This window comes from Thioalkalivibrio sp. AKL17 (assembly GCF_000377885.1).
In the GTDB taxonomy this organism is placed as follows: domain Bacteria; phylum Pseudomonadota; class Gammaproteobacteria; order Ectothiorhodospirales; family Ectothiorhodospiraceae; genus Thioalkalivibrio; species Thioalkalivibrio halophilus.
Window position 1 is genome coordinate 33,105 of sequence record NZ_KB898768.1, and the last position, 20,382, is coordinate 53,486.

The 20,382-nt window shown below is 68.1% G+C and carries 22 protein-coding genes; 5 read left to right on the forward strand and 17 right to left on the reverse strand.

Annotated elements, in window-relative coordinates; genetic code table 11:
• Nucleotides 1–71: 71 nt before the first annotated feature.
• The 3 genes from D577_RS0110240 to D577_RS0110250 are packed head-to-tail and all read left to right on the forward strand — an operon-like array spanning nucleotide 72 to nucleotide 3,621.
• A complete protein-coding gene (locus D577_RS0110240) occupies nucleotides 72–1,895 on the forward strand; it encodes a penicillin-binding protein activator (RefSeq protein ID WP_018947383.1) in 1,824 nt (607 codons plus the stop codon).
• Nucleotides 1,895–2,251 carry a YraN family protein gene (locus tag D577_RS0110245; RefSeq protein ID WP_018947384.1) on the forward strand — a complete coding sequence of 119 codons (357 nt, stop codon included), beginning with the start codon at nucleotides 1,895–1,897 and terminating at the stop codon, nucleotides 2,249–2,251. The genes D577_RS0110240 and D577_RS0110245 overlap by 1 nt, the downstream gene beginning before the upstream one ends.
• A complete protein-coding gene (locus D577_RS0110250; protein WP_018947385.1) occupies nucleotides 2,248–3,621 on the forward strand; it encodes an FAD-binding oxidoreductase in 1,374 nt (457 codons plus the stop codon). The genes D577_RS0110245 and D577_RS0110250 overlap by 4 nt, the downstream gene beginning before the upstream one ends.
• A gap of 9 nt (nucleotides 3,622–3,630) precedes the next feature.
• On the opposite strand, the gene D577_RS0110255 is transcribed toward D577_RS0110250, so the two are convergent.
• The 6 genes from D577_RS0110255 to D577_RS0110280 form a co-directional block, all read right to left on the reverse strand.
• Nucleotides 3,631–4,068 carry a ClpXP protease specificity-enhancing factor gene (locus tag D577_RS0110255; RefSeq protein ID WP_018947386.1) on the reverse strand — a complete coding sequence of 146 codons (438 nt, stop codon included), beginning with the start codon at nucleotides 4,066–4,068 and terminating at the stop codon, nucleotides 3,631–3,633.
• Nucleotides 4,065–4,691, reverse strand: coding sequence for a glutathione S-transferase N-terminal domain-containing protein (locus tag D577_RS0110260; RefSeq protein WP_018947387.1), 627 nt, complete (start codon nucleotides 4,689–4,691; stop codon nucleotides 4,065–4,067). Before D577_RS0110260 ends, D577_RS0110255 begins: the two co-directional genes overlap by 4 nt.
• A 100-nt stretch (nucleotides 4,692–4,791) precedes the next feature.
• Nucleotides 4,792–5,529: a cytochrome c1 gene (locus D577_RS0110265; protein ID WP_018947388.1), complete on the reverse strand. Its 738-nt coding sequence runs from the start codon at nucleotides 5,527–5,529 to the stop codon at nucleotides 4,792–4,794.
• On the reverse strand, nucleotides 5,529–6,938 hold the full coding sequence (locus D577_RS0110270; protein ID WP_018947389.1) for a cytochrome bc complex cytochrome b subunit: 1,410 nt from the start codon (nucleotides 6,936–6,938) through the stop codon (nucleotides 5,529–5,531). The genes D577_RS0110265 and D577_RS0110270 overlap by 1 nt, the downstream gene beginning before the upstream one ends.
• The gene (gene petA, locus D577_RS0110275; protein WP_026289008.1) at nucleotides 6,938–7,543 is read right to left on the reverse strand and encodes a ubiquinol-cytochrome c reductase iron-sulfur subunit; all 606 of its coding nucleotides are present in this window, start codon (nucleotides 7,541–7,543) and stop codon (nucleotides 6,938–6,940) included. The genes D577_RS0110270 and petA overlap by 1 nt, the downstream gene beginning before the upstream one ends.
• A 234-nt stretch (nucleotides 7,544–7,777) precedes the next feature.
• Nucleotides 7,778–8,524, reverse strand: coding sequence for a Nif3-like dinuclear metal center hexameric protein (locus tag D577_RS0110280; RefSeq protein ID WP_018947391.1), 747 nt, complete (start codon nucleotides 8,522–8,524; stop codon nucleotides 7,778–7,780).
• 125 nt (nucleotides 8,525–8,649) lie between these two features.
• Here D577_RS0110280 and D577_RS0110285 point away from each other — a divergent pair, with 125 nt between their 5' ends.
• Nucleotides 8,650–9,771, forward strand: a complete 1,122-nt coding sequence (locus D577_RS0110285; protein ID WP_026289009.1) for a trypsin-like peptidase domain-containing protein — start codon at nucleotides 8,650–8,652, stop codon at nucleotides 9,769–9,771.
• Between the two features lie 33 nt (nucleotides 9,772–9,804).
• Here D577_RS0110285 and hisC read toward each other — a convergent pair whose 3' ends face one another.
• The 11 genes from hisC to D577_RS0110340 form a co-directional block, all read right to left on the reverse strand.
• Nucleotides 9,805–10,866, reverse strand: coding sequence for a histidinol-phosphate transaminase (gene hisC / locus D577_RS0110290; RefSeq protein WP_051073642.1), 1,062 nt, complete (start codon nucleotides 10,864–10,866; stop codon nucleotides 9,805–9,807).
• Nucleotides 10,867–10,898: 32 nt separating this feature from the next.
• Nucleotides 10,899–12,203 (reverse strand): histidinol dehydrogenase, encoded by a 1,305-nt coding sequence (gene hisD / locus D577_RS0110295; RefSeq protein ID WP_018947394.1) that lies wholly within the window; start codon nucleotides 12,201–12,203, stop codon nucleotides 10,899–10,901.
• Between the two features lie 22 nt (nucleotides 12,204–12,225).
• Nucleotides 12,226–13,293: a 3-deoxy-7-phosphoheptulonate synthase gene (locus D577_RS0110300; protein ID WP_018947395.1), complete on the reverse strand. Its 1,068-nt coding sequence runs from the start codon at nucleotides 13,291–13,293 to the stop codon at nucleotides 12,226–12,228.
• 11 nt (nucleotides 13,294–13,304) lie between these two features.
• Nucleotides 13,305–13,955: an ATP phosphoribosyltransferase gene (gene hisG / locus D577_RS0110305; RefSeq protein ID WP_018947396.1), complete on the reverse strand. Its 651-nt coding sequence runs from the start codon at nucleotides 13,953–13,955 to the stop codon at nucleotides 13,305–13,307.
• 1 nt (nucleotide 13,956) lies between these two features.
• The gene (murA, locus tag D577_RS0110310) at nucleotides 13,957–15,216 is read right to left on the reverse strand and encodes a UDP-N-acetylglucosamine 1-carboxyvinyltransferase (protein WP_018947397.1); all 1,260 of its coding nucleotides are present in this window, start codon (nucleotides 15,214–15,216) and stop codon (nucleotides 13,957–13,959) included.
• 99 nt (nucleotides 15,217–15,315) lie between these two features.
• On the reverse strand, nucleotides 15,316–15,648 hold the full coding sequence (locus D577_RS0110315; protein WP_018947398.1) for a lipid asymmetry maintenance protein MlaB: 333 nt from the start codon (nucleotides 15,646–15,648) through the stop codon (nucleotides 15,316–15,318).
• The gene (locus tag D577_RS0110320; protein WP_018947399.1) at nucleotides 15,645–16,337 is read right to left on the reverse strand and encodes a phospholipid-binding protein MlaC; all 693 of its coding nucleotides are present in this window, start codon (nucleotides 16,335–16,337) and stop codon (nucleotides 15,645–15,647) included. The genes D577_RS0110315 and D577_RS0110320 overlap by 4 nt, the downstream gene beginning before the upstream one ends.
• Before the next feature lie 35 nt (nucleotides 16,338–16,372).
• A complete protein-coding gene (gene mlaD, locus D577_RS0110325; protein ID WP_018947400.1) occupies nucleotides 16,373–16,831 on the reverse strand; it encodes an outer membrane lipid asymmetry maintenance protein MlaD in 459 nt (152 codons plus the stop codon).
• Between the two features lie 17 nt (nucleotides 16,832–16,848).
• A complete protein-coding gene (gene mlaE / locus D577_RS0110330; protein ID WP_018947401.1) occupies nucleotides 16,849–17,631 on the reverse strand; it encodes a lipid asymmetry maintenance ABC transporter permease subunit MlaE in 783 nt (260 codons plus the stop codon).
• Nucleotides 17,624–18,511, reverse strand: a complete 888-nt coding sequence (locus D577_RS0110335) for an ABC transporter ATP-binding protein (RefSeq protein ID WP_371180231.1) — start codon at nucleotides 18,509–18,511, stop codon at nucleotides 17,624–17,626. Before D577_RS0110335 ends, mlaE begins: the two co-directional genes overlap by 8 nt.
• Before the next feature lie 55 nt (nucleotides 18,512–18,566).
• Nucleotides 18,567–19,199 carry a hypothetical protein gene (locus D577_RS0110340; protein ID WP_018947403.1) on the reverse strand — a complete coding sequence of 211 codons (633 nt, stop codon included), beginning with the start codon at nucleotides 19,197–19,199 and terminating at the stop codon, nucleotides 18,567–18,569.
• A 93-nt stretch (nucleotides 19,200–19,292) separates the two neighbouring features.
• Between D577_RS0110340 and D577_RS0110345 the strand changes: the two genes are divergently transcribed.
• A complete protein-coding gene (locus D577_RS0110345; protein WP_018947404.1) occupies nucleotides 19,293–20,378 on the forward strand; it encodes an LLM class flavin-dependent oxidoreductase in 1,086 nt (361 codons plus the stop codon).
• Nucleotides 20,379–20,382: the final 4 nt, after the last annotated feature.

The window sequence follows — 20,382 nt, forward strand, 5'->3', positions numbered from 1 at the left end:
TGAACCGACTCCCGCTCCCCCTCCGCCCGTTACACCGCTCCGTGCCGGGCCCGGGCCTGACGCGCCCGCTCATGGTACTGCTGGCGGCCGGCCTGATGGCCGCCTGCGCTGCGCCGCAACCGGATCCCGCGGCGACACCGGACCCGGACCCCGAAATCCCGGCCGAGATCGAGCTGGCCCCCGAGCCGCTGGCCGAGCATCGGCTCGAGCGGATCGAGGCGTTGCCGGACGAGCAGGCCGAGCCGGAGGAATTGCGGGCCGCAATCGACGCGGTGCTGGCGCTGGACCCGGTCCCGGAACCGCTGCTGGAACGCGCGGAGGCGGCCTGGAACCGCTTGCCCGACGCGAAGCCACGCCCGCTTGCCGACCGCGTGCGCGGCGGCTGGCTGGCCTGGCACCGCGGGGAGGCCGACCTCGCGGCCGAGCGCCTGGGGGCCGACGATCCGGATGATCCGACACGCACCCCGGAATTCCATCGGCGCGGCATGGAGCTGCATGCCCGGCTGCTGGAATGGGAACAGCAATGGTATCAGGCCCTGAATGTGCGCTTTCGGCTGGATCCGCTGCTGACCCTGGAACCCGATCTGCAGACCGCCAACCATGAGCGGATCTGGGGCCTGATGGCCGCCCTGCGCCCGACCCAGCGGGAACGACTCGGGCGCGAGAACATCGTCGGGGCCGATGGCTGGCACGAGCTGTTTCGGGGTCTGGGCCGGGCAGAAGATGCCGCTGCGGCGGAAACGTTCGCCCGACGCTGGCAGCAAGCCTTCCCCCGGCATCCCGCGAACAGCCATCTCCCGGAACTGCTCGCCGCGTCACCCGCCAGCGCGGATCCGGCCGGAGATACGGTGGTCCTGCTGCCATTGTCGGGCAATCTGGCCGGCCTGGGAGAGGCGGTTCTCGACGGCATCACCCGGGCACATTATGCCGACGGCCAGGGGCAGCTCCGGGTGCGCGACACCCGGGGCGATCCACGCCAGGCCGTTGCGCTTTACCGGGATGCAGTACTCGAAGGTGCCGATCACATTATCGGCCCGCTGCAGCGCGATGCCGTCGCCGCGGTCGCCGACCTCGAGGAACATCGGCCCGGGGTGCTCCTCAACCGCACCGCCAACGCCCTGCCGCGCGGCATAACCACACTGGCGCTGGATCCCGAGGCCGACGCCCGTGCCGTTGCCGACCGCGCGGCTCGCACCGGCTGGGGCGCCGGCCTCGGCATCATCGCCGAGGGGGCCTTCGGTGATCGCCTGGCATCCGCATGGTCACTGGCCGCCGAGGAACACGGGGCATCCCCACGGGAGGTGGCGCGAGTGGACACCCGTGCCGGGGACCTCAACGACCGCATCGCCGCCCACGTCGGGATTGATCGCAGTCGCGAGCGCATTGCGTCGGTGTCCCGGCGCCTCGGACTCGGTCTTGAAGGCGACCCGCAGATTCGCGCCGATGTCGGTTACATCTTCGTCGCGGGCAGCGCTGCCGACGTACGCCGCATCGCGCCGCATCTGCACTTCCACCAGGCGTCGCGCCTGCCGATGATGTCCACGCCACATGTCTATCCGGGCCGCCCCGACGCCTCGCGCGACCGCGATCTCAACGGGATCGCATTTCCGGATGCGCCCGGTCTGTTCAGTGAAATCGCCGCGCTCGGGAACACCGGAGCCGAGCCGCTGCGGGAACAATCCGGGCTGCCGCGCTTCTATGCCCTGGGCATGGACGCCCGGCGCCTGGCCGTACGCGCCGACACTAGCTACGCGGCCCCGCATACGACGCTCGTCGGTACCGCCGGCGAGTGGCAACTCAACCCGTTGACCGGTGACTGGCAGCGGACGCCGGCCTGGGCGCGGTTCGTTCGTGGTGAACCCCGGCGGCTGGACGCCGCGACTCCCTCGGACTGATGTTCCGTCCGGGAGAATCCGGCCAGCAGGCCGAACAACGCGCCGCGCGCTATCTCCAGGATCGCGGGCTGCGCCTGGTGGCCAGCAATGTCCGGCGGCCCTGGGGCGAGCTGGACCTGGTTCTGCGTGAGGGGGACACCGTGGTCTTCGTCGAGGTCCGCATGCGCAGCAATCAGGATTACGGAGGCGGACTGGAGAGCGTCGACCGGCGCAAGCGCCGCAAGCTGGTGCGCATGGCGGAAACCTGGATGCTGGAGGAAGACTGGAACGGCCCGGCGCGCTTCGACGTGGTGGCGCTGGACGGTGATGGCGGGGTGGAATGGATCGTGGACGCGATACGGGCGGACGACTCATGAGCGATCTGGCGCGCGAGATCGAACGTCTGCTGCCGCCGGAGGACCGCCTGCTGGACCCGGCGGACTGCTGGGCCTATGGCGCCGACAATTCGCGCCTGCACGCCGCGCCCGAAGCCGTGGCGTTCGCCCGCGACAGTCAGACCGTCGTGGAACTTGTACGCCTGTGCCGGCGCCTCGGGGCGCCGCTGGTGGCGCGCGGCCGGGGCACGGGCACAACCGGCGCGGCGGTTCCCGACCGCGGCGGACTGGTGCTGTCACTGGAGCGCATGAACCGCATCGTGGATGTGGATCCCGCGAATCGGTGGCTGATTGCCGAACCCGGGGTCACCAACGCCGAGATTCAGGCCGCGGCAGGCGAACACGGGTTCTTCTGGCCCCCCGATCCGACCAGTGCCGCGTATTGCACCCTGGGAGGGAATCTTGCCTACAACTCGGCCGGGCCGCACGCGGTGAAGTACGGTACACCGCGCGACAATACGCTGGGTCTGGAGGCCGTCGCAGGCACCGGGGAGCACTTTCGCACCGGCGTACGCACCACCAAGGGCGTGGTCGGCTACGACCTCACCCGCCTGCTGATCGGCTCGGAGGGAACTCTGGGGATCATCACCCAAGCGACCCTCAAGCTGACACCCCGTCCGGAGTGCACCCGCCTGCTGCAGGCGGTCTACCCGACCATCGATGCGGCGGCCCGGGCAGTCGCAAGACTGATGGCGCGCGCGGAGTCGCCTTCGGCGCTGGAGTTCATGGATCGCTCGGCTATCGGGATGATCCGCGGTTATGGCGGGGTGGAACTGCCGGAAGCCGCCGGAGCCATCCTGATGATCGAGTCCGACGGTCCTGCCGAGATCATCGAGACCCGGACCGACGGGATCCGCCGGACGGCCGCCGAAGGGGCCCTGAGCGTGGATGTCGCCGACACACCCGAGGCGATGGACCGTCTCTGGCAGGTACGCAAGGCCCTGTCACCGGCGCTGCGGACCATTGCCCCGAAGAAGATCAACGAAGATGTCGTGGTGCCGGTATCGCGGATCCCCGTCCTCATCCGCGGCCTCGAGGAGCTGGCCGAGCGGCATGCCATCCGCATCGTCAATTTCGGCCACGCCGGCAACGGCAACATCCACGTGAACCTGCTGGTCAATCCGGACGACCCGGAAGAGATGCACCGGGCCGAAGTGTGTCTGGATGAAGTGTTCCGCCTCGTCCTGTCGCTCGACGGCAGCCTGTCGGGGGAACATGGCGTGGGACTGGTCAAGCGACCGTTCGTGGATCGCGAACTGGATCCGGCCGCACTGACGCTGATGGAAGGGGTGCGGGCGGTGTTCGATCCGGACGGGATCCTCAATCCGGGGAAGGCGCCGCCCGCGCCCTGAAGACCGCCCTTACTTGACCACGGTCAGAGACGGGCCGCCCTTGCGTCGGGGCGCCTCGTCGCCACCCTCGCCGCCATCACCCGTGTCATCACCGTCATCCGGCGGCCCGTCTCCGGGACCGGGGTCCGGATCCGGCCCGGGCTCGCTACCGAACATCATCCCCTGGCCGTTCTCGCGCGCGTAGATCGCCATCACCGCGGTCTGCGGCACGAAGACATCCATCGGACTGCCGGCGAACCGCGCCGAGAACGACACGTACTCGTCGCCCAGCTCCAGACCCTGCACGGCCGTGGGGCCCACATTCAGGGTGATCTTGCCCTGCTCGACGAACGCGTCCGGCACGGCCGTGCCGTCGACCGTGGCATCCACCAGCAGGTGCGGTGTCATGCCGTTGTCGGTGATCCAGTCCCACAGGGCACGCAGCAGATAGGGGCGGGAAGAAGTCAAAGCCGCAGCTCCCGTTCGGCCTCGGTCAGGCTGATGGAGAAGGATTCGCGCCGGCACACCCGTTCGGCATAGTCCTGGATCGCCTGCGGCAGGCTTTCCAGTTCGATGCCCACGGCCGGCAGCCGCCAGATGACCGGGGCGATGGCCGCATCCACGATACTGAACTCGTCACTCAGGAAGTACGGCTTGAGTTCAAAGATCTCGCCGGACGCGATGAAGCTCTCCTTGAGCACCTTGCGGGCCTTGCTGACCCCGGAACCCGAAGCCTTCGCGAGGTTGTCCAGTCCCTCGTACCAGTCGCGCTCGACGCGATAGAGCGCCAGACGCGCGGCCGCGCGGGAGACCGGATCCACCGGCATCAGGGGCGGATGCGGGAAGCGTTCGTCGAGATACTCGGTGATGACATGGGTCCCGTACAGGGCCAGATCCCGGTCCACCAGGGTGGGGACCTCGTTGTACGGGTTCAGGTCGGAGAGATCTTCGGGCATGTCGTCGGGCCCGAGATTGATCACGTCCACCGCGATGTCCTTCTCGGCGAGGATGATGCGCACCCGGTGACAGCGCACGCAGTCGTGTGCAGAAAACAGCGTCATAACGGAACGGCGGTTGGCGACCAGCGCCATGGCATTCTCCCTAGCCCGGCATGGGGTTCCGCCGGGTCGACGGTACAGGATGCCGGCGCACCCCGGTCCTCCGGGGCACGCCGACTACGGCTCGTCCCGCCTAGTGTACGTCCTTCCAGTATTCCTTTTTCAAGAAGTACGCCAGCACGGTGAAGAAGGCGAGGAAGATCATCACGAAGACCCCGATCCGCTGGCGCTCCAGCTGCACGGGTTCGCCGATGTACGACAGATAGGTAACGATGTCGCGCACCGCTCGATCGTATTCGGTCGGACTCATGCTGCCGCTCTCGACCAGTTCCAGGCGTTCGTTGCCATCCTCGTCCTCGACCAGCTCCTGCCAGCCCTGCTTGTGCCACAGGACATGCGGCATGCCGACATTACTGAAGATGGTGTTGTTGGCGCCCAGCGGACGGGACTCGTCGCGGTAGAACGACTTGAGGAAGGTATACAGCCAGTCCTCGCCGTGGATGCGGGCGGTCAGGGTCAGATCCGGCGGGACAACACCGAAGGCCTCTTCGGCATAGTCGTCTTCCATGGCGATTTCCATGAGCGAACCGACACCTACCGGCTCACCCTCTTCGTCGGTGACGAAGATGAAGTGCTCTTCCATGTGCTCTTCGGTCAGGCCGATGTCCTTGCCCACCCGGTTGTAACGCTCGTACTTGGTCGAGTGGCATCCCATGCAGTTGTCCGCGAACAGGCGGGCACCCCGCTGCAGCGCGTTCTGGTTGGAGATGTCCACGTTGGCCGACATGAGCTCGCTGGCGCCGGCGGTACCCGCCGGCCCCATGAACAGGGCCGCAAGGCCCACGAAGGTTGCAGCAATCAGCTTTTTCATCACGAAGTCACCCTTTGCGGAACGGCACGGTCACGGCCCAGTCCACGTGCGAACACGGGGGCCACCATGGTCACGAACAGATAAACGGTCGGGATGAGCCAGCCCCACATGATCAGGGAGGCCTCGTCCGGATCGAAGCGGACCACGTCGTAGAACGTGTACATCGCGACCAGCACCAGGAACGCCAGGATGCTGAAGCCGGCCGAACGCTCCCGCGACAGGAACCACAGCAGGAAGAAGAACAGGAAGTACACCTGAGCGAAGCGCAGGCTCATGTCGCTGACCGCGGTGGTGGCCTGCTGCAGGCCCAGCCAGCCGAGGATCACGAACGCCACCACGAACACCGCCAGGTTGAACTTGGCCGCGAACGAGCGATAGCGCATCGACTTGACGGGGTTGCGGTCCAGCCACGGGATGACGAACAGGATCACCACCGCGGCCCCCATGGCCACCACGCCCAGGAACGGATCCGGCACGGAGCGCAGCACCGAGTACATCGAGGTGAAGTACCAGACCGGCGGGATCAGGTCGGGGGTCACCAGCGGGTCGGACGGGATGAAGTTGTCCGGCTTGAGGAAGTAGCCCCCGCCCTCGGGCGCAAAGAACACGATGGCGAAGAAGACGATCAGGAACACGCCCACGCCCACGATGTCCTTCACCGTGTAGTACGGGTGGAACGGGATGCCGTCCTTCGGGAGGCCGTTCTCGTCCTTGTGGGCCTTGATCTCGACGCCGTCGGGGTTGTTCGAGCCCACCTCGTGCAGCGCGATGATGTGCGCGGCCACCAGCAGGATCAGCACCAGCGGCAGGGCCACCACGTGCAGCGCGAAGAAGCGGTTCAGCGTGGCGTCCGACAGCAGAAAGTCACCGCGGATCCATGTCACCAGTTCCGGCCCGATGTACGGGATGGTCTGGAACAGGTTCACGATCACCTGCGCGCCCCAGTAGGACATCTGGCCCCACGGCAGCAGATAGCCGGCGAAGGCCTCGGCCATCAGCACGACATAGATCAGCATGCCGAAGATCCAGATCAGCTCGCGTGGCTTCTTGTAGGAGCCGTACAGGAGCGCCCGGAACATGTGCAGATAGACCACGACGAAGAACATCGAGGCGCCGGTGGAATGCATGTAGCGGATGAGCCAGCCCCATTCCACGTCACGCATGATGTACTCGACGGACGAGAAGGCGAGCTCCGCGTCCGGCTTGTAGAACATGGTCAGGAAGATGCCGGTGACGATCTGAATGACCAGCACCAGCAGGGCCAGCGAGCCGAAGAAATACCAGAAGTTGAAGTTCTTCGGCGCGTAATACTTGGCCAGGTGGTCGTTCCACATCTGGGACAGGGGGAAGCGTGCATCCACCCAGCCCAGGAAGCCGCCCTGGATCTTTTCGTCCGGATTACTGGCCATCAGACGGTCCCTCCTTCTTCGTCGTCTTCGCCCACCAGGATCACGTCGTCCGTGAGGTACTTGTACGGCGGGATCACGAGATTGGTGGCCGCCGGCATGTTGGAGTAGACGCGTCCGGCCATGTCGAAGCGGGAACCGTGGCAACCGCACAGCCAGCCGCCCTGCCAGGCGGCCCCCATCTCGGGATCACCGATTTCCGGACGATAGGTCGGCGAGCATCCCAGATGGGTGCAGATGCCGATCACGACCAGAAACTCGGGATCGATCGAACGGTGTTCGTTCTGGGCGTAAGGAGGCTGCTGCTCCTCGACTTCGGAGTGCGGGTCGCGCAGACGGTCCGTGATCCTGGACAGCCCTTCGATCATCTCGTCCGTGCGCCGGACCACCCAGATGGGCTGGCCGCGCCACTCGACGGAGATGCGCTGGCCCGGTTCGATCTCGCCGAGGGCGACCTCGACCGGAGCCCCGGCCGCCTGGGCGCGCGCGCTCGGCTGCAGCGACGCCAGCATCGGTGCGGCTACTGCAGCCACACCGGCCCCGCCCACGACCGAAGTCGCGGCGACGAGGAACCGGCGACGGCCTCGATTTACGCCTTGGTTTGCCATGTTTGTCTCTCCAAACAACGTGTTGAAAGCGTGATGCGAGGATGCACCCGCCGGGCGCAGCCTGCTCGAAGGAGCCTTGTGGCTCTCTTGTTCGGACCCGACGGGCGGGCAGGAAAATCGTAATAGAATTCCCGAACACGCTAATAAGGTCAAGTACGATGCGGATCGGCGCGGCGTCGCGCGGATCCGGGACTCCGGCCGGCAGCAGACAGCTGCGGCTCGCGGCGCAGGGTATCAGGCCGGGTTGTCGAGATCGAGGAATTCGTGGGTCAGGTCGAACGTCCGCGCGCACCATTCGCCCAGCGCCCGCGGTCCGCCCCGCTCCGTCGCGTGGTGGCCGGCGGCCAGGTAGTGCACGCCCAGCTCGCGCGCCTCGTGCGTGGTCTGTTCGGAGATCTCCCCGCTGATGTAGGCATCGGCGCCCAGCTCGGCGGCGCGGGGCAGCAACGACTGGGCGCCCCCGCTGCACCAGGCCACGCGACGGACGGGGTGTTCGCCAGCGGTGACCAGCAGGGGCTCGCGCCCGAGGGCAGTAGCGATGCGACTGGCAAGCCCCGGGGCCGAGAGCGGCTCGTCCGGCGCGCCGACCAGGCCCACGCCGTCGTCGCGCAGCGTACCGTCGGCCACCAGCCCCAGGTCGCGTGCCAGGGAGGCGTTGTTGCCCACCTCCGGATGGGCGTCCAGGGGCAGATGGTAGGCGACGAGGTTCATCCCGCTCTCCAGCAGGCGACGGATCCGTCGCTGCTTCATGCCGGTGATGACCTGCGGCTCGCCTTTCCAGAAATAGCCGTGATGCACCAGCAGGACATCGGCGCCGCGCTCGGCGGCGGCCTCGATGGTGGCAGCGGAGGCGGTCACGGCACTGACCACGTGGCGCACCTCGGTGCGGCCCTCGACCTGCAGGCCATTGGGACAGTAATCGGTAAACCGGGCAGGCTCGAGTTTGGCGTCGAGGCCCGCAAGCAGCTCGTCACGATGCATGGGAGGGACTCCGGTTCCGGCCGGGCCGACGACCCGGGCAAGGGGTTGGGACTGGGGGTGTCAGGATCACATGATCCGCGCGGGCAGGCGTGCACATGGACCAGTGTTTCCTTAAGCTGCCCCATATGGTGAATTTTTCTCGCTTCTTCCTGCAAGCTGCGGCGACCGGCGTCCTGATCGCGGTGGCGATCGCGGTGTTCTTCCCGGACTGGCTCGGTACCGGCGAGGACGGCACGGCCGTGGACCGGGTGGCAACCCCGGCCGAGGATGCCGCATCCGCGCCCGCCTCCTATGCGCCGGCCGTGGAACGCTCGGCCCCGGCCGTGGTGAACATCATGGCCTCGCGCACCGTGGAGCCGGACCCGGGCATGCTGCTGGAGGAATTCTTCGGCCGGCGGGTCCCGCCGCCCGGCGAACGCGAGGAATCCAGCCTGGGCTCGGGCGTGATCATGACCGGGCAGGGGCACATACTGACCAACCATCACGTGATCGAAGAAGCCGAGGCGATCGCGGTGGTCCTGCCCGATGATCGGGCGCTGCCCGCGGAGATCATCGGGATCGATCCGGACACCGACCTGGCGGTGCTGCGGGTGGAGACCGAGGAGCCGCCGGTCGCCCCCCTCGGACGGTCCAGCGATCTGCGGGTGGGCGATGTGGTCCTCGCCATCGGCAATCCGTTCGGGGTGGGCCAGACCGTGACCCAGGGCATCGTGTCGGCCACCGGCCGCAACCGTCTGGGCATCAACACCTTCGAGGATTTCATCCAGACCGACGCCGCCATCAATCCCGGCAATTCGGGCGGGGCGCTGATCAATGCGCACGGCGAGCTGGTGGGGATCAACACCGCGATCTTTTCCCGCTCCGGCGGCTCCCACGGGATCGGCTTTGCGATCCCGGCGGATCTGGCCCGTGACGTGATGACCCAGATCATCGAACAGGGCTATGTAACGCGCGGCTGGCTGGGGATCGAGGTCCAGTCCCTGAGCCCGGACCTCGCCCGCTCGTTCGGTGTCGAGGATGCCCTGGGGGTACTGGTTGCCGGTGTGCTACGCGACGGACCGGCGGCCGAAGCTGGCATCGAGCCCGGGGACGTGATTACTCACCTCAACGGTGACCGGGTGGAATCCCCGCGCGATGCCCTCGACATCATCGCCCGCACGGCGCCGGGCGAGTCGCTGGACATCCGCATCGAGCGCGCCGGCGACCGCCACGACCTGGCAGCAGAAGTCGCCCAGCGCCCCATCTGACGCCAGGCGCACGCCGCCCCGGAAAACGCAGTCTCAGCTCCGCGCCAGCGCGGCCTCCAGCGCCTCGAGAAAACGGTCGTTGTCTTCCGGACGGCCCACGGTGACCCGCAGGTGGTCGGCCAGCAACGGATGCGCACGGCCCACGTCCTTGATCAGCACGCCCCGCTCGCGCAGCCCGGCGAACACCGCCGCACCCTGCCCCTCCCCGACCCGGAAGAGGACGAAATTGGCCTGCGACGGCACCACCGAGGTGACGCCGGCCAGCGCCTCCAGGGCCTGCAGCAGGCGCTCGCGCTCGGCCACGATCGCGCGCGCCTGGCCGTCCAGTACGTCACGATGATCCAGGGCAAAGCGGACGCTGCGCTGCGTCAGGGTGTTGATATTGTAGGGCAGACGCAGCCGGTCCAGCGCATCGATCCAGGCAGGCTCCGCCGCCAGGTAGCCCAGCCGGGTACCCGCCAGGCCGAGCTTTGACACCGTCCGCATCACCAGCAGGCCTGCGGTACCCCCGGCCTGTGGCATGAAGCTGTGTCCGGCGAACGGCGCGTAGGCCTCGTCCACCACGGTGATGCCGGGATTGGCTTCGATCACCGCCTGCACCGTCGCGGGGTCTTCCAGACGACCGGTCGGATTATTGGGATGGGCCAGGAACACGATCGCCGGCTGCTCCTCGCGGATCGCCGCCAGCAGGGCATCCAGGTCGAGGGCAAAGTCGGGCCGCAGGGACACGCCGCGGAAGGGCACACCCAGCGCGCGCGCCAGCACGCCGTACATCACGAATCCGGGCTCGGGCGCAATCACCGGCCGTCCGCTGCCGGCCACTGCCTGGATCAGAATCTGGATCAGCTCGTCGGAGCCGTTGCCGAACATCAGTCCGGCGCCCTCGGGCACCGCCTCAACCGCACGCACGCGCGCCGCCAGATCGCGCGCCGCGGCATCCGGGTAGCGATTGAGCTCGGGCTCGCTCAGGGCTTCCAGCCAGGCGGCCTCCAGCTCGCCCGGCCAGGGCCACGGATTTTCCATCGCGTCCAGCTTGAGCAGCCCCGTGGCATCCGCCACCGCGTAGGCCGGCTGCGCCAGAACCTCCGGGCGCATCAGGTCTTCCGGCCGGTCGTGGCGGCCCGCGCTCACGATTCCCGCCGCAGTTCCGCGGAACGTGCGTGCGCGGTCAGCCCCTCGCCATGGGCCAGTTCCGCAGCGGTGCGCCCCAGCCGCGCCGCGCCTTCGGGCGAACACTGGATGATGCTGGAGCGTTTCTGGAAGTCGTAGACCCCCAGCGGTGACGAGAAACGCGCGGTGCGCGAGGTCGGCAGAACGTGGTTGGGCCCGGCGCAGTAGTCGCCCAGGGCTTCGGAGGTATGACGGCCCATGAACACCGCGCCGGCGTGCCGCAGCCCGGCGTCCAGCGCCGCCTGCGGGTCAGCCAGCGAGAGCTCCAGGTGTTCGGGGGCGACCCGATTGGCCACCGCAACCGCATCGTCGAGGTCGCGCGCGGCGATCAACGCGCCCCGATTCTGCAGACTCGTGCGAATGATGTCGGCACGCGGCATTTCCTCCAGCAGGCGGTCCATGGCCTCGTTCACCCGATCGAGAAAGGCATGGTCCCAGGACACCAGGATCGACTGGGCCTGCTCGTCGTGCTCCGCCTGGGAGAACAGGTCGGCCGCGATCCACTCGGGATCGGTCTCGCCGTCGCAGACCACCAGGATCTCCGACGGACCGGCGATCATGTCGATCCCGACGGTACCGAAGACCTCGCGCTTGGCCGCGGCGACAAAGATGTTGCCGGGGCCGACGATCTTGTCCACCGCCGGGATGGTCGCGGTCCCGTAGGCCAGCGCCCCTACCGCCTGGGCACCGCCCACGGTGAACACCCGGTCGACACCGGCGACCGCCGCGGCTGCCAGGACCAGGTCGTTCAGCTCGCCGTCCGGCGCCGGCACCACCATGATCAGCTGGCCGACACCGGCCACCCGGGCGGGCACCGCATTCATCAGCACCGAGGATGGATAGGCGGCCTTGCCGCCCGGCACATACAGCCCCACCGAGTCCAGCGGGGTCACCCGCTGCCCCAGCACCGTGCCGTCGGCGTCGGTGAACTGCCAGTCCTGCATCGACTGGTGTCGGGCGTATTCGCCGATGCGTTCGGCGGCCGTCTCCAGCGCCTCGCGCTGCGCAGCGGGTATCGCCTCCAGCGCCGCCTGCAGGCGTTGCTGCGGCACTTCCAGCCCGGCGACCGAGTCGCGCTCCAGGCGGTCGAAGCGCTCGGTATAGCGCAGCACCGCGGCGTCCCCCTCGGCCTTCACCGCATCGAGGATCTCGCGCACCGCGTCGCGCACCCCGGCCTCCTCGCCGGACTCCCAGGCGAGCAGGCGCTCCAGTTCGGTTGCGAATCCGGTGTCCCGCGTATCGAGTCGCTTGATCGAAGGCATGGCGTGTCCTCGTGCCCGGGCGTCAGGCCGGGGTGTTGTGCTTGCGGCGCGCGCGCACGGCTTCCGCCAGCCCGCGCAGGGTGGCCTCGGAGTCATCCCAGCCCATGCAGGCGTCGGTAATGCTCTGGCCGTAGTTCAGCGGCTGCCCCGGGAGGATATCCTGGCGCCCGCCGAGGAGATGGCTTTCCAGCATCACCCCGATGATCCGGCGATCCCCCCCGGCGATCTGCTCGCCCAGCACCCGCGCGACCTCCATCTGCTGCGCCGGGTCCTTGCGCGAGTTGGCGTGGCTGCAGTCCACCATCACCTGTTCGGGCAGCTCGGCCATCTGCAGCTCCCGGCACGCCTGGTCGATGCTTTCGGCATCGTAATTGGGCTGCCTGCCACCGCGCAGGATGATGTGGCAATCGTCGTTACCGGCGGTGGAGAAGATCGCCGAACGCCCGGCCTTGGTGACCGACAGGAAGTGGTGCGGCCGCGACGCCGAACGGATCGCGTCGATCGCCACCCGCAGACTGCCGTCGGTGGAATTCTTGAAGCCCACCGGGCACGACAACCCGGAGGCCAGCTCGCGATGCACCTGGCTCTCGGTGGTACGGGCGCCGATCGCGCCCCAGGCGACCAGGTCGGCAATGTACTGCGGGCTGATCAGGTCGAGGTACTCGGTGGCCGCGGGCATGCCCTTGACCGCCAGATCGCGCAGCAGCCCGCGTGCCACGCGCAGCCCCTTGTTGATGTGGAAGCTGCCGTCCAGATCCGGATCGTTGATCAGGCCCTTCCATCCCACCGTGGTACGCGGTTTCTCGAAATACACCCGCATCACGATGTTCAGCGCATCGGAGAGTTCGTCGCGCAGGGGCTTGAGGCGGTCGGCATAGTCCAGCGCGGCATCCACGTCGTGGATCGAGCAGGGGCCCACGATCACCTGCAGGCGGTCGTCCTCGCCATGCAGGATCCGATGGCAGGCCTGGCGGGCCTCGTACACCGTGTCGGATGCCGCATCGGTGATCGGCAGTTCGTCGCGCACGGTGTCCGGAGCGGACACCTCCTGGATGTCACGGATCCTGAGGTCGTCGGTATCGGCGGTCATGGCAGTCTCGGTTACGTCGTCGCGGGCGTCACGGCCTCGCGCAGGTTCTCAATGAGATTTTGAATCAGTCCATGTCTCATCTTCATGGCTGCCTGATTCACGATCAACCGGGAACTGATGGGGGCAATCTCCTCCAGCGGCTCCAGGCCGTTGGCGCGCAGCGTATTGCCGGTATCCACCAGATCCACGATGTAGTCGGCCAGACCCACCAGCGGCGCCAGCTCCATCGAGCCGTAGAGCTTGACGATCTCCACCTGGCGTCCCTGGCTGGCGAAATAATTACGCGCGATGTTCACGAACTTGGTCGCGATCCGCAGGCGCGTGCCCGGGTCCGGCTGCTGCCCCGGGTGGCCGGCCAGCATCATGCGGCAGCGCGCGATGCCCAGGTCGAGCGGCTCGTACAGCCCGGCGGCCCCGTGCTCCATCAGCACGTCCTTTCCCGCCACTCCCACCGCGGCGGCACCGTGCTGTACGTAGGTCGGCACATCGGTGGTCCGCACCACCACGATCTTCACGTCCTCGCGCGTGGTGTCGAGGATCAGCTTGCGCGTCTTGTCCGGATCCTCCAGCGGCTCGATCCCCGCCTGTGCCAGCAGCGGCAGGGTATCCTCGAGGATGCGCCCCTTGGACAGGGCAATGGTCAGGGTATTGGCGTCCATCATGTCAGGCAGGCTCCCGGCGAATCGTTGCGCCGATCTGGCTCAGTTTTTCCTCGATGCATTCATAACCGCGATCGATATGGTAGATGCGCTCCACGGCGGTCTCCCCCTCGGCGACCAGACCGGCGAGGATCAGGCTGGCCGAGGCGCGCAGGTCGGTGGCCATCACCGGCGCACCGACCAGCTGCTCCACGCCCTCGACGATCGCGGTGTTCCCCTCGATGGTGATCCGGGCGCCCATACGCTGCAGTTCCAGCGCGTGCATGAAGCGGTTCTCGAACACCGTCTCCACCACCGAACCGGTCCCCTCGGCCACTGTGTTCATGGCCATCATCTGCGCCTGCATATCGGTCGGGAACGCGGGAAACGGCGCAGTCCGCAGATTCACCGCCCGCGGGCGACGCCCCCGCATGTCCAGATCGATCCAGTCCGAACCGGTCTCCACCCGGGCGCCCGCCTCGTCCAGCTTGGCCAGTACCGCGTCGAGCAGCGACGGCCGGGTGTTGCGGGTGCGCACATGCCCACGGGTCATGGCGGCCCCGACCAGGAAGGTCCCGGTCTCGATGCGATCGGGCATCACGTCGTAATCGCAGCCATGCAGGCGTTCCACGCCTTCGACCCGGATGGTGTCGGTCCCGGCACCGCGGATTTTCGCCCCCATCGCGGTGAGGCAGTCCGCCAGGTCCACCACCTCGGGCTCGCGGGCGGCATTTTCGATCAGCGTCTCCCCCTCGGCCAGGGTCGCCGCCATCAGCAGGTTCTCGGTGCCGGTGACGGTGACCTGGTCGAACACCACCCGCGCGCCCTGCAGGCGTCCGGCCCGCGCATGGATGTAGCCACCATCGACGTCGATCTCGGCACCCAGCGCCTCCAGCCCGCGCAGATGCAGATTCACCGGCCGCGAGCCGATCGCGCAGCCGCCGGGCAGGGACACCTCGGCCTCGCCGAAGCGCGCCAGCAGCGGCCCCAGCACCAGGATGGACGCACGCATCGTCTTGACCAGATCGTAGGGCGCAACACACTGGGTCAGGGTGGTGGGATCCACCTCGATGCGCATGCGCTCGTTCACCGTGAGGCTCACGCCCATGCGCCCCAGCAGCTCCATGGTGGTGGTCACGTCCTGCAGGTGCGGCACGTTGCCGATCACCATGGGGCTGTCGGCCAGCAGCGTCGCCGACAGGATGGGGAGTACCGCGTTCTTGGCGCCGGAGACCCAGACCTGACCGTCCAGGGGCTCGCCGCCGGTGATGATGAGCTTGTCCATGTATTGCCCGGTTCGCAAGCCGGGCCAGGAGCGGACCGGCAAAACCCGCAATGATAACGAAACTGCGTCGCCGGCGCGCGGCGCCCCGCCCCGGGCCAGTCAGTGGCAGCCGGGCGGATCCGCCGCCTTCGCCGCGGATTCGCTGATCACGCCCCGCAGGTCGTACAGTTCCAGCAGGGGCTCCAGCCGTGCGGGCACCGGCTCGAACACCAGGAAATGCCCCCGGTGCCGGGCCTGGCGCCACAGAGTCACCAGAAATGCCAGACCGGCACTGTCGATGCGCCCGGTGTCGCCCAGCGCCACCCGGGCATGTTCGGGCAGGCCCTGCCACAACGGGCGCACCTGGCGCTCCAGCCCCGGCACGGTCACGAAGGTCAGATGACCGCGCAGGACCAGGCCCGCGTCATCGGCGGTAATCCGGGCGTCGCTCACCGGTCCTCCGCGGCGTCGGTCTCCTCGGCCACGTCGTCCACCGCCTCCTCGATCAGCTCCTCGTCACCATCCTCCAGGCGTGCGATCAGCTCCTCGAGCCCGTTGCTGGCGATCTCGTCCCCGAAGCGGCTGCGGAAATTGCCGACGAAGGACAGCCCCTCGGCCTCCACATCGAACACCTTCCATTCGCCGTTGACCGGGCGCAGGCGGTAATTGACCTGCAGATTGGACTGCCCGGAGCCCATCACGATCTCGCTGGCCACCACCGCCATGCGGTCGTCCTCGCGCGAGCGCCGTTCGATGATGCGCACCTCCTTGTCCAGGTGATCCGCCAGCTGCACCCCGTAGACCTGCAGCAGGGTGGTCGTGAACGCCTCGGTGAAACGCTCACGCTGCTCGTCGGACGCATCACGCCAGTGGCGCGCCAGCACCAGCCGCGCCATCCCGTCCACGTCGACATGCGGCAGCACGTACTCGCGCAGCACCTCGATCACGAACTCGGGCTCCTCCTGCGCGCGATCTTCATTCTCGCGCAGGACCTTGTAAACCTCGTCCACCGAGCGCTCCATCATCTGCGCCGGGCTTTCGGCCTGGGCGGCCGGGGCCAGCGTCGCCAGCAGCAGGGCCGTCGCGGCCAGCCATGCCGGCGCGGTACGCGGGGAACGAACGAAATTCGGCAACAAACGCATGGCACACTCCCTCGGTATTGGGTGGCCAGGATGACTCAGTCATCCCCCATGTTGGTCATGAACCGGCCGATCAGGTTCTCGAGGACCACGGCCGACTGGGTGAACAGGATCCGGTCACCGTCCTGCAGGGTATCGTAGTCGCCACCCGGCTCCAGCGCGACGTACTGTTCGCCCAGCAGTCCTGCGGTATGGATACTCGCCTGGGTGTCCGCCGGCAAATAGTCGTGTTCCGAACGGATGGCCAGGGTCACCTTCGCCTCGAAGGCCTCGGGGTCGTAGCGGATGTCGGCCACGCGCCCGACCCGCACCCCGGAGATGTTGACCGGCGCGCGCACCTTCAGCCCGCCCACGTTGGAGAAGTAGGCGGTCACCTCGTAGGTGTCGCCGTCGCGGTAATCGGTAATGTTGCTGACCTGCACCGCCAGATAGAACAGCGCCGCCACGCCCAGGAGCACGAACACCCCGACGGCCAGCTCGACGAAACGCATCTTCATGGTTGCTTCTCCACTCCTCAGTTCCCGCCGAACATCAGCCCGGTCAGGATGAAATCGAGCCCCAGTACCGCCAGCGAGGAGACCACCACGGTCTGCGTGGTCGCGCGCGAGATGCCTTCCGAGGTCGGCGTGGCATCCATGCCCTGGAACACCGCGATCCAGCTGACCACGAAGCCGAACACGATGCTCTTGATGACCCCCGACATGACATCCTCGTTCCAGTCGGTCACCGCCTGCATCTGCGAGAAGTACGCACCGCTGTCCACGCCCAGCAGACCCACCCCGACGATGTAACCGCCCATGACGCCCACCGCGCTGAACATCGCGGCGAGCAGCGGCATGGAGAGGAACCCGGCGACGAAGCGCGGCGCGAACACCCGGCGGTAGGGGTTCACCGCCATCATCTCCATCGCCGAGAGCTGCTCGGTGGTCTTCATCAGGCCGAGTTCGGCGGTCAGCGCGGAGCCGGCGCGTCCGGCGAACAACAGCGCGGTCACCACCGGGCCCAGCTCGCGCACCAGTGACAGCGCGACCACGCCGCCCAGGGCCTCGGCGGCACCGAAGTCCACCAGGGTGATGTAGCCCTGATACGCCAGCACCATGCCCACGAACAGCCCGGCAACCACCACGATAAGCACCGAGCGCACACCCACCGAGTAGACCTGCCACACGGTCAGGCCGAAGCGCCGCACCACGGCATCCAGCGCGGCGAAGATCCGCAGCAGGAACATCGAGGCCCGCCCCAGCACCGCCAGCGCATCCAGGCTGAAGCGCCCGACCGACGCGATCGCGTCAATCATGGTTGCGCCCTCCCGCGTCCAGCAGATCGTCCTGATACGAGGCCCCGGGGTAATGGAACGGCACCGGACCATCCGGCCGGCCTTCCAGGAACTGGGCCGACCAGTCGGAGGCCCGCGCCTGCAGCGCATCCGGCGGCCCGGCATCCACCGCGCGCCCCTCGGCGATCAGCACCACGTGATCGGAGATGCTCATGGCCTCATTCACGTCGTGCGACACCAGCACGCTGGTGAGCCCGAGACTGTGGTTGGTGCGCCGGATCAGGGTCACGATCTGGCCCATGGTGATGGGATCCAGGCCGGTGAACGGCTCGTCGTACATGATCAGTTCCGGATCCAGCGCCAGTGCCCGTGCCAGCGCCACGCGCCGGGCCATGCCGCCGGACAGCTCGGCCGGGTCCATGTCGCGCGCCGCGCGCAGACCGACCGCCTCCAGCTTCATCAGCACCAGGGTCCGCAGGATATCCTCGGGCAGCTCGGTGTGCTCGCGCAGCGGGAAGGCCACATTCTCGAACACCGACAGATCGGTCAGCAGGGCCCCGGTCTGGAACAGCAGCCCCATGCGCTTGCGCACCGCGTACAGCCGGCGTGTGGAAAGCCGCCCGATCTCCTCGCCATCGACCAGGATGCGTCCCGCATCCGGTCGCAGCTGGCCGCCGATCAGCCGCAGCAGCGTGGTCTTGCCGCTGCCGCTGGGGCCCATCACGGTCGTCACGCGCCCGCGCGGCACCTCCAGCGAAAGACCATCGAAGATGGGCTTCCGGCCACGACGGAAATGCAGGTCCTCCACCACGATGTGCGGCGTTTCGGCGGATGCGGACTGGCTCACATTCGAGTCTCCCGGGATGCGGACGCGGCGTCCCTCGCGGCGCGGCGCATGCATGGACGCCGGAGTCTGGCCCCGGCCGCACGGTGCGTCAAACCACCGTGTACATTGATCAGTGTTTCCCCAACAGTTTCGCGATGGTGCGCACACCGTCGAGCACGCCCGGCGAGGCCTCGAGGAACACCGGCACCGCCCCTGCGGGGCTGCATCCGGCCACGGCCTCCACCAGCACGCGCCAGTCGGCGGGATCCGGATCGCCCGCAGGACGCAGACGCCAGAACCCCGGCCCCTCTCCGGCATGGAGCTGCGGGTACCACACCGCTTCGTCGACCCCGGGCAACCCCACGGATTCGCCCGGCCCTGCCACCTGCAGGCGCTCCAGGCCCGCACCCCGCAGCCCGGCAACCGCCGCCTCGACGGCCGCCCCCGGCTCGAACGCGACCCCCTCGAGACGCTCGCCGAGGACCCGTGCCAGACCCGTCAGGCCGGCGACTCCGGCCGTGGCCTCGGTCTCCGGCGGCCAGCTCACGGTGACGCGCAGATTGGGCGGCACCGCGTCGTCCCAGTCCCCGAACGGGGCGGAGAGCGCCCCGTCGGCCCCCAGCACCCCGGGCACGAACACCCGCGAGCGAAAATGGCCGAGATAGGCCAGTTGCCAGTCCAGCGGCAGACTGGCCGGGAAATACCCGTCCCAGGCCGGCGTACCCGGCCGGGCGACCGCGGCCGGCTGAACCTGTACGCGCATCCCTTCGGTGGCCGCGTCCGTTGGATCTCCTGCCGTCATGCCCCTCCCCCGTTGCGACTTGCCAGCACCCCGGTGGCGCGGCACAGTTTCCCGATGTACTTCGACCTCTTCCACGAGATCTCGGTCCCCGAATTCCTCGATATCGACGAACACCGCGCGATCGAGGACACCCTTGCACTGTGGGACCTCGCCGACACCCTCGGATTCAACACCGCGTGGCTGGTGGAACACCACCTGATGCCGGAGTTCTCGCATTCCACCGCACCGGACCTGGTGCTGGCCGCGGCCAGCCAGCGCACCCGGAACCTGCGCCTGGGGCTGGGGGTCGTGCCCCTGCCCTATCACCACCCGCTGCGGGTCGCGCAGCGCGTCGGCATGCTCGACCAGCTCTCCGGCGGCCGCCTGGAGCTGGGCATCGGCCGCGGCTTCTCGCCGCCGGAATATGCCACATTCGGCGCCGAGATGAGCGAGGGCCGCGCCCGGGTCGATGCCGGCCTGGATGCCCTGCGCCAGGCCTTCGCCACCGGCCGCATCACTCAGCACGGGCCCTTCCACCACCTCGACGACGTCCCGGTGATGCCGGCAACGCTGCAGGACCCGCACCCGCCGCTGTGGACCGCCGCGGTCAGTCCCGAGTCGTTCACCTGGGCGGCGGAACAGGGCATCGGTGCGCTGGCCGGCCCGTTCAAGCCGTGGCAGATGATCCGCGAGGACATCCGCCTGTACCGCGAGGGCTGGACCCATGCCGGCGGCGACACCCCGCACCCGCCGCGCGTGGGCATGACCCTCGGCGTGCTGTGCCTGCCGGACGGCAAGCGCGCCCGGCGTGAGGCCAAGCCCGCGTTCGAATGGTTCTACCGCAACATGTTCCGGCAGACCCTGCCGGTGCTGGAACGCCTGATCGAGGGCTACGACTACTACCGCTCGCTGGGCCGCTTCCGCCACCTGGTCAAGGCCGGGATCAACCTGAAGATCCTCGACATGCTGGGCATGACGCTGGTCGGCACCCCCGAGGAATGCCGCGAGCGCATCGAGGCCCTGCGCGAGGCGGGCGTGGATCACCTGCTGCTGGCTTTCGGCGCCGGGGCCGTGCCGCGCGAACTGGCGGAGGAGTCCATGCGCTGCTTCGCCGAAGAGGTCATGCCGGAATTCCTCGATGGCCCCGCCCCGACCCGATAACCGC

Bases quoted from the DNA above. Each gene is read 5' to 3' on its own strand.
- D577_RS0110240 (WP_018947383.1), top strand. From the start codon at position 72: ATGGTACTGCTGGCGGCCGGCCTGATGGCCGCCTGCGCTGCGCCGCAA.
- D577_RS0110245 (WP_018947384.1), top strand. From the start codon at position 1,895: ATGTTCCGTCCGGGAGAATCCGGCCAGCAGGCCGAACAACGCGCCGCG.
- D577_RS0110250 (WP_018947385.1), top strand. From the start codon at position 2,248: ATGAGCGATCTGGCGCGCGAGATCGAACGTCTGCTGCCGCCGGAGGAC.
- D577_RS0110260 (WP_018947387.1), bottom strand. From the start codon at position 4,691: ATGGCGCTGGTCGCCAACCGCCGTTCCGTTATGACGCTGTTTTCTGCA.
- D577_RS0110265 (WP_018947388.1), bottom strand. From the start codon at position 5,529: ATGAAAAAGCTGATTGCTGCAACCTTCGTGGGCCTTGCGGCCCTGTTC.
- D577_RS0110270 (WP_018947389.1), bottom strand. From the start codon at position 6,938: ATGGCCAGTAATCCGGACGAAAAGATCCAGGGCGGCTTCCTGGGCTGG.
- petA (WP_026289008.1), bottom strand. From the start codon at position 7,543: ATGGCAAACCAAGGCGTAAATCGAGGCCGTCGCCGGTTCCTCGTCGCC.
- D577_RS0110280 (WP_018947391.1), bottom strand. From the start codon at position 8,524: ATGCATCGTGACGAGCTGCTTGCGGGCCTCGACGCCAAACTCGAGCCT.
- D577_RS0110285 (WP_026289009.1), top strand. From the start codon at position 8,650: ATGGTGAATTTTTCTCGCTTCTTCCTGCAAGCTGCGGCGACCGGCGTC.
- hisC (WP_051073642.1), bottom strand. From the start codon at position 10,866: ATGCGCCCGGAGGTTCTGGCGCAGCCGGCCTACGCGGTGGCGGATGCC.
- hisD (WP_018947394.1), bottom strand. From the start codon at position 12,203: ATGCCTTCGATCAAGCGACTCGATACGCGGGACACCGGATTCGCAACC.
- D577_RS0110300 (WP_018947395.1), bottom strand. From the start codon at position 13,293: ATGACCGCCGATACCGACGACCTCAGGATCCGTGACATCCAGGAGGTG.
- hisG (WP_018947396.1), bottom strand. From the start codon at position 13,955: ATGATGGACGCCAATACCCTGACCATTGCCCTGTCCAAGGGGCGCATC.
- murA (WP_018947397.1), bottom strand. From the start codon at position 15,216: ATGGACAAGCTCATCATCACCGGCGGCGAGCCCCTGGACGGTCAGGTC.
- D577_RS0110320 (WP_018947399.1), bottom strand. From the start codon at position 16,337: ATGCGTTTGTTGCCGAATTTCGTTCGTTCCCCGCGTACCGCGCCGGCA.
- mlaD (WP_018947400.1), bottom strand. From the start codon at position 16,831: ATGAAGATGCGTTTCGTCGAGCTGGCCGTCGGGGTGTTCGTGCTCCTG.
- mlaE (WP_018947401.1), bottom strand. From the start codon at position 17,631: ATGATTGACGCGATCGCGTCGGTCGGGCGCTTCAGCCTGGATGCGCTG.
- D577_RS0110335 (WP_371180231.1), bottom strand. From the start codon at position 18,511: ATGCATGCGCCGCGCCGCGAGGGACGCCGCGTCCGCATCCCGGGAGAC.
- D577_RS0110340 (WP_018947403.1), bottom strand. From the start codon at position 19,199: ATGCGCGTACAGGTTCAGCCGGCCGCGGTCGCCCGGCCGGGTACGCCG.
- D577_RS0110345 (WP_018947404.1), top strand. From the start codon at position 19,293: ATGTACTTCGACCTCTTCCACGAGATCTCGGTCCCCGAATTCCTCGAT.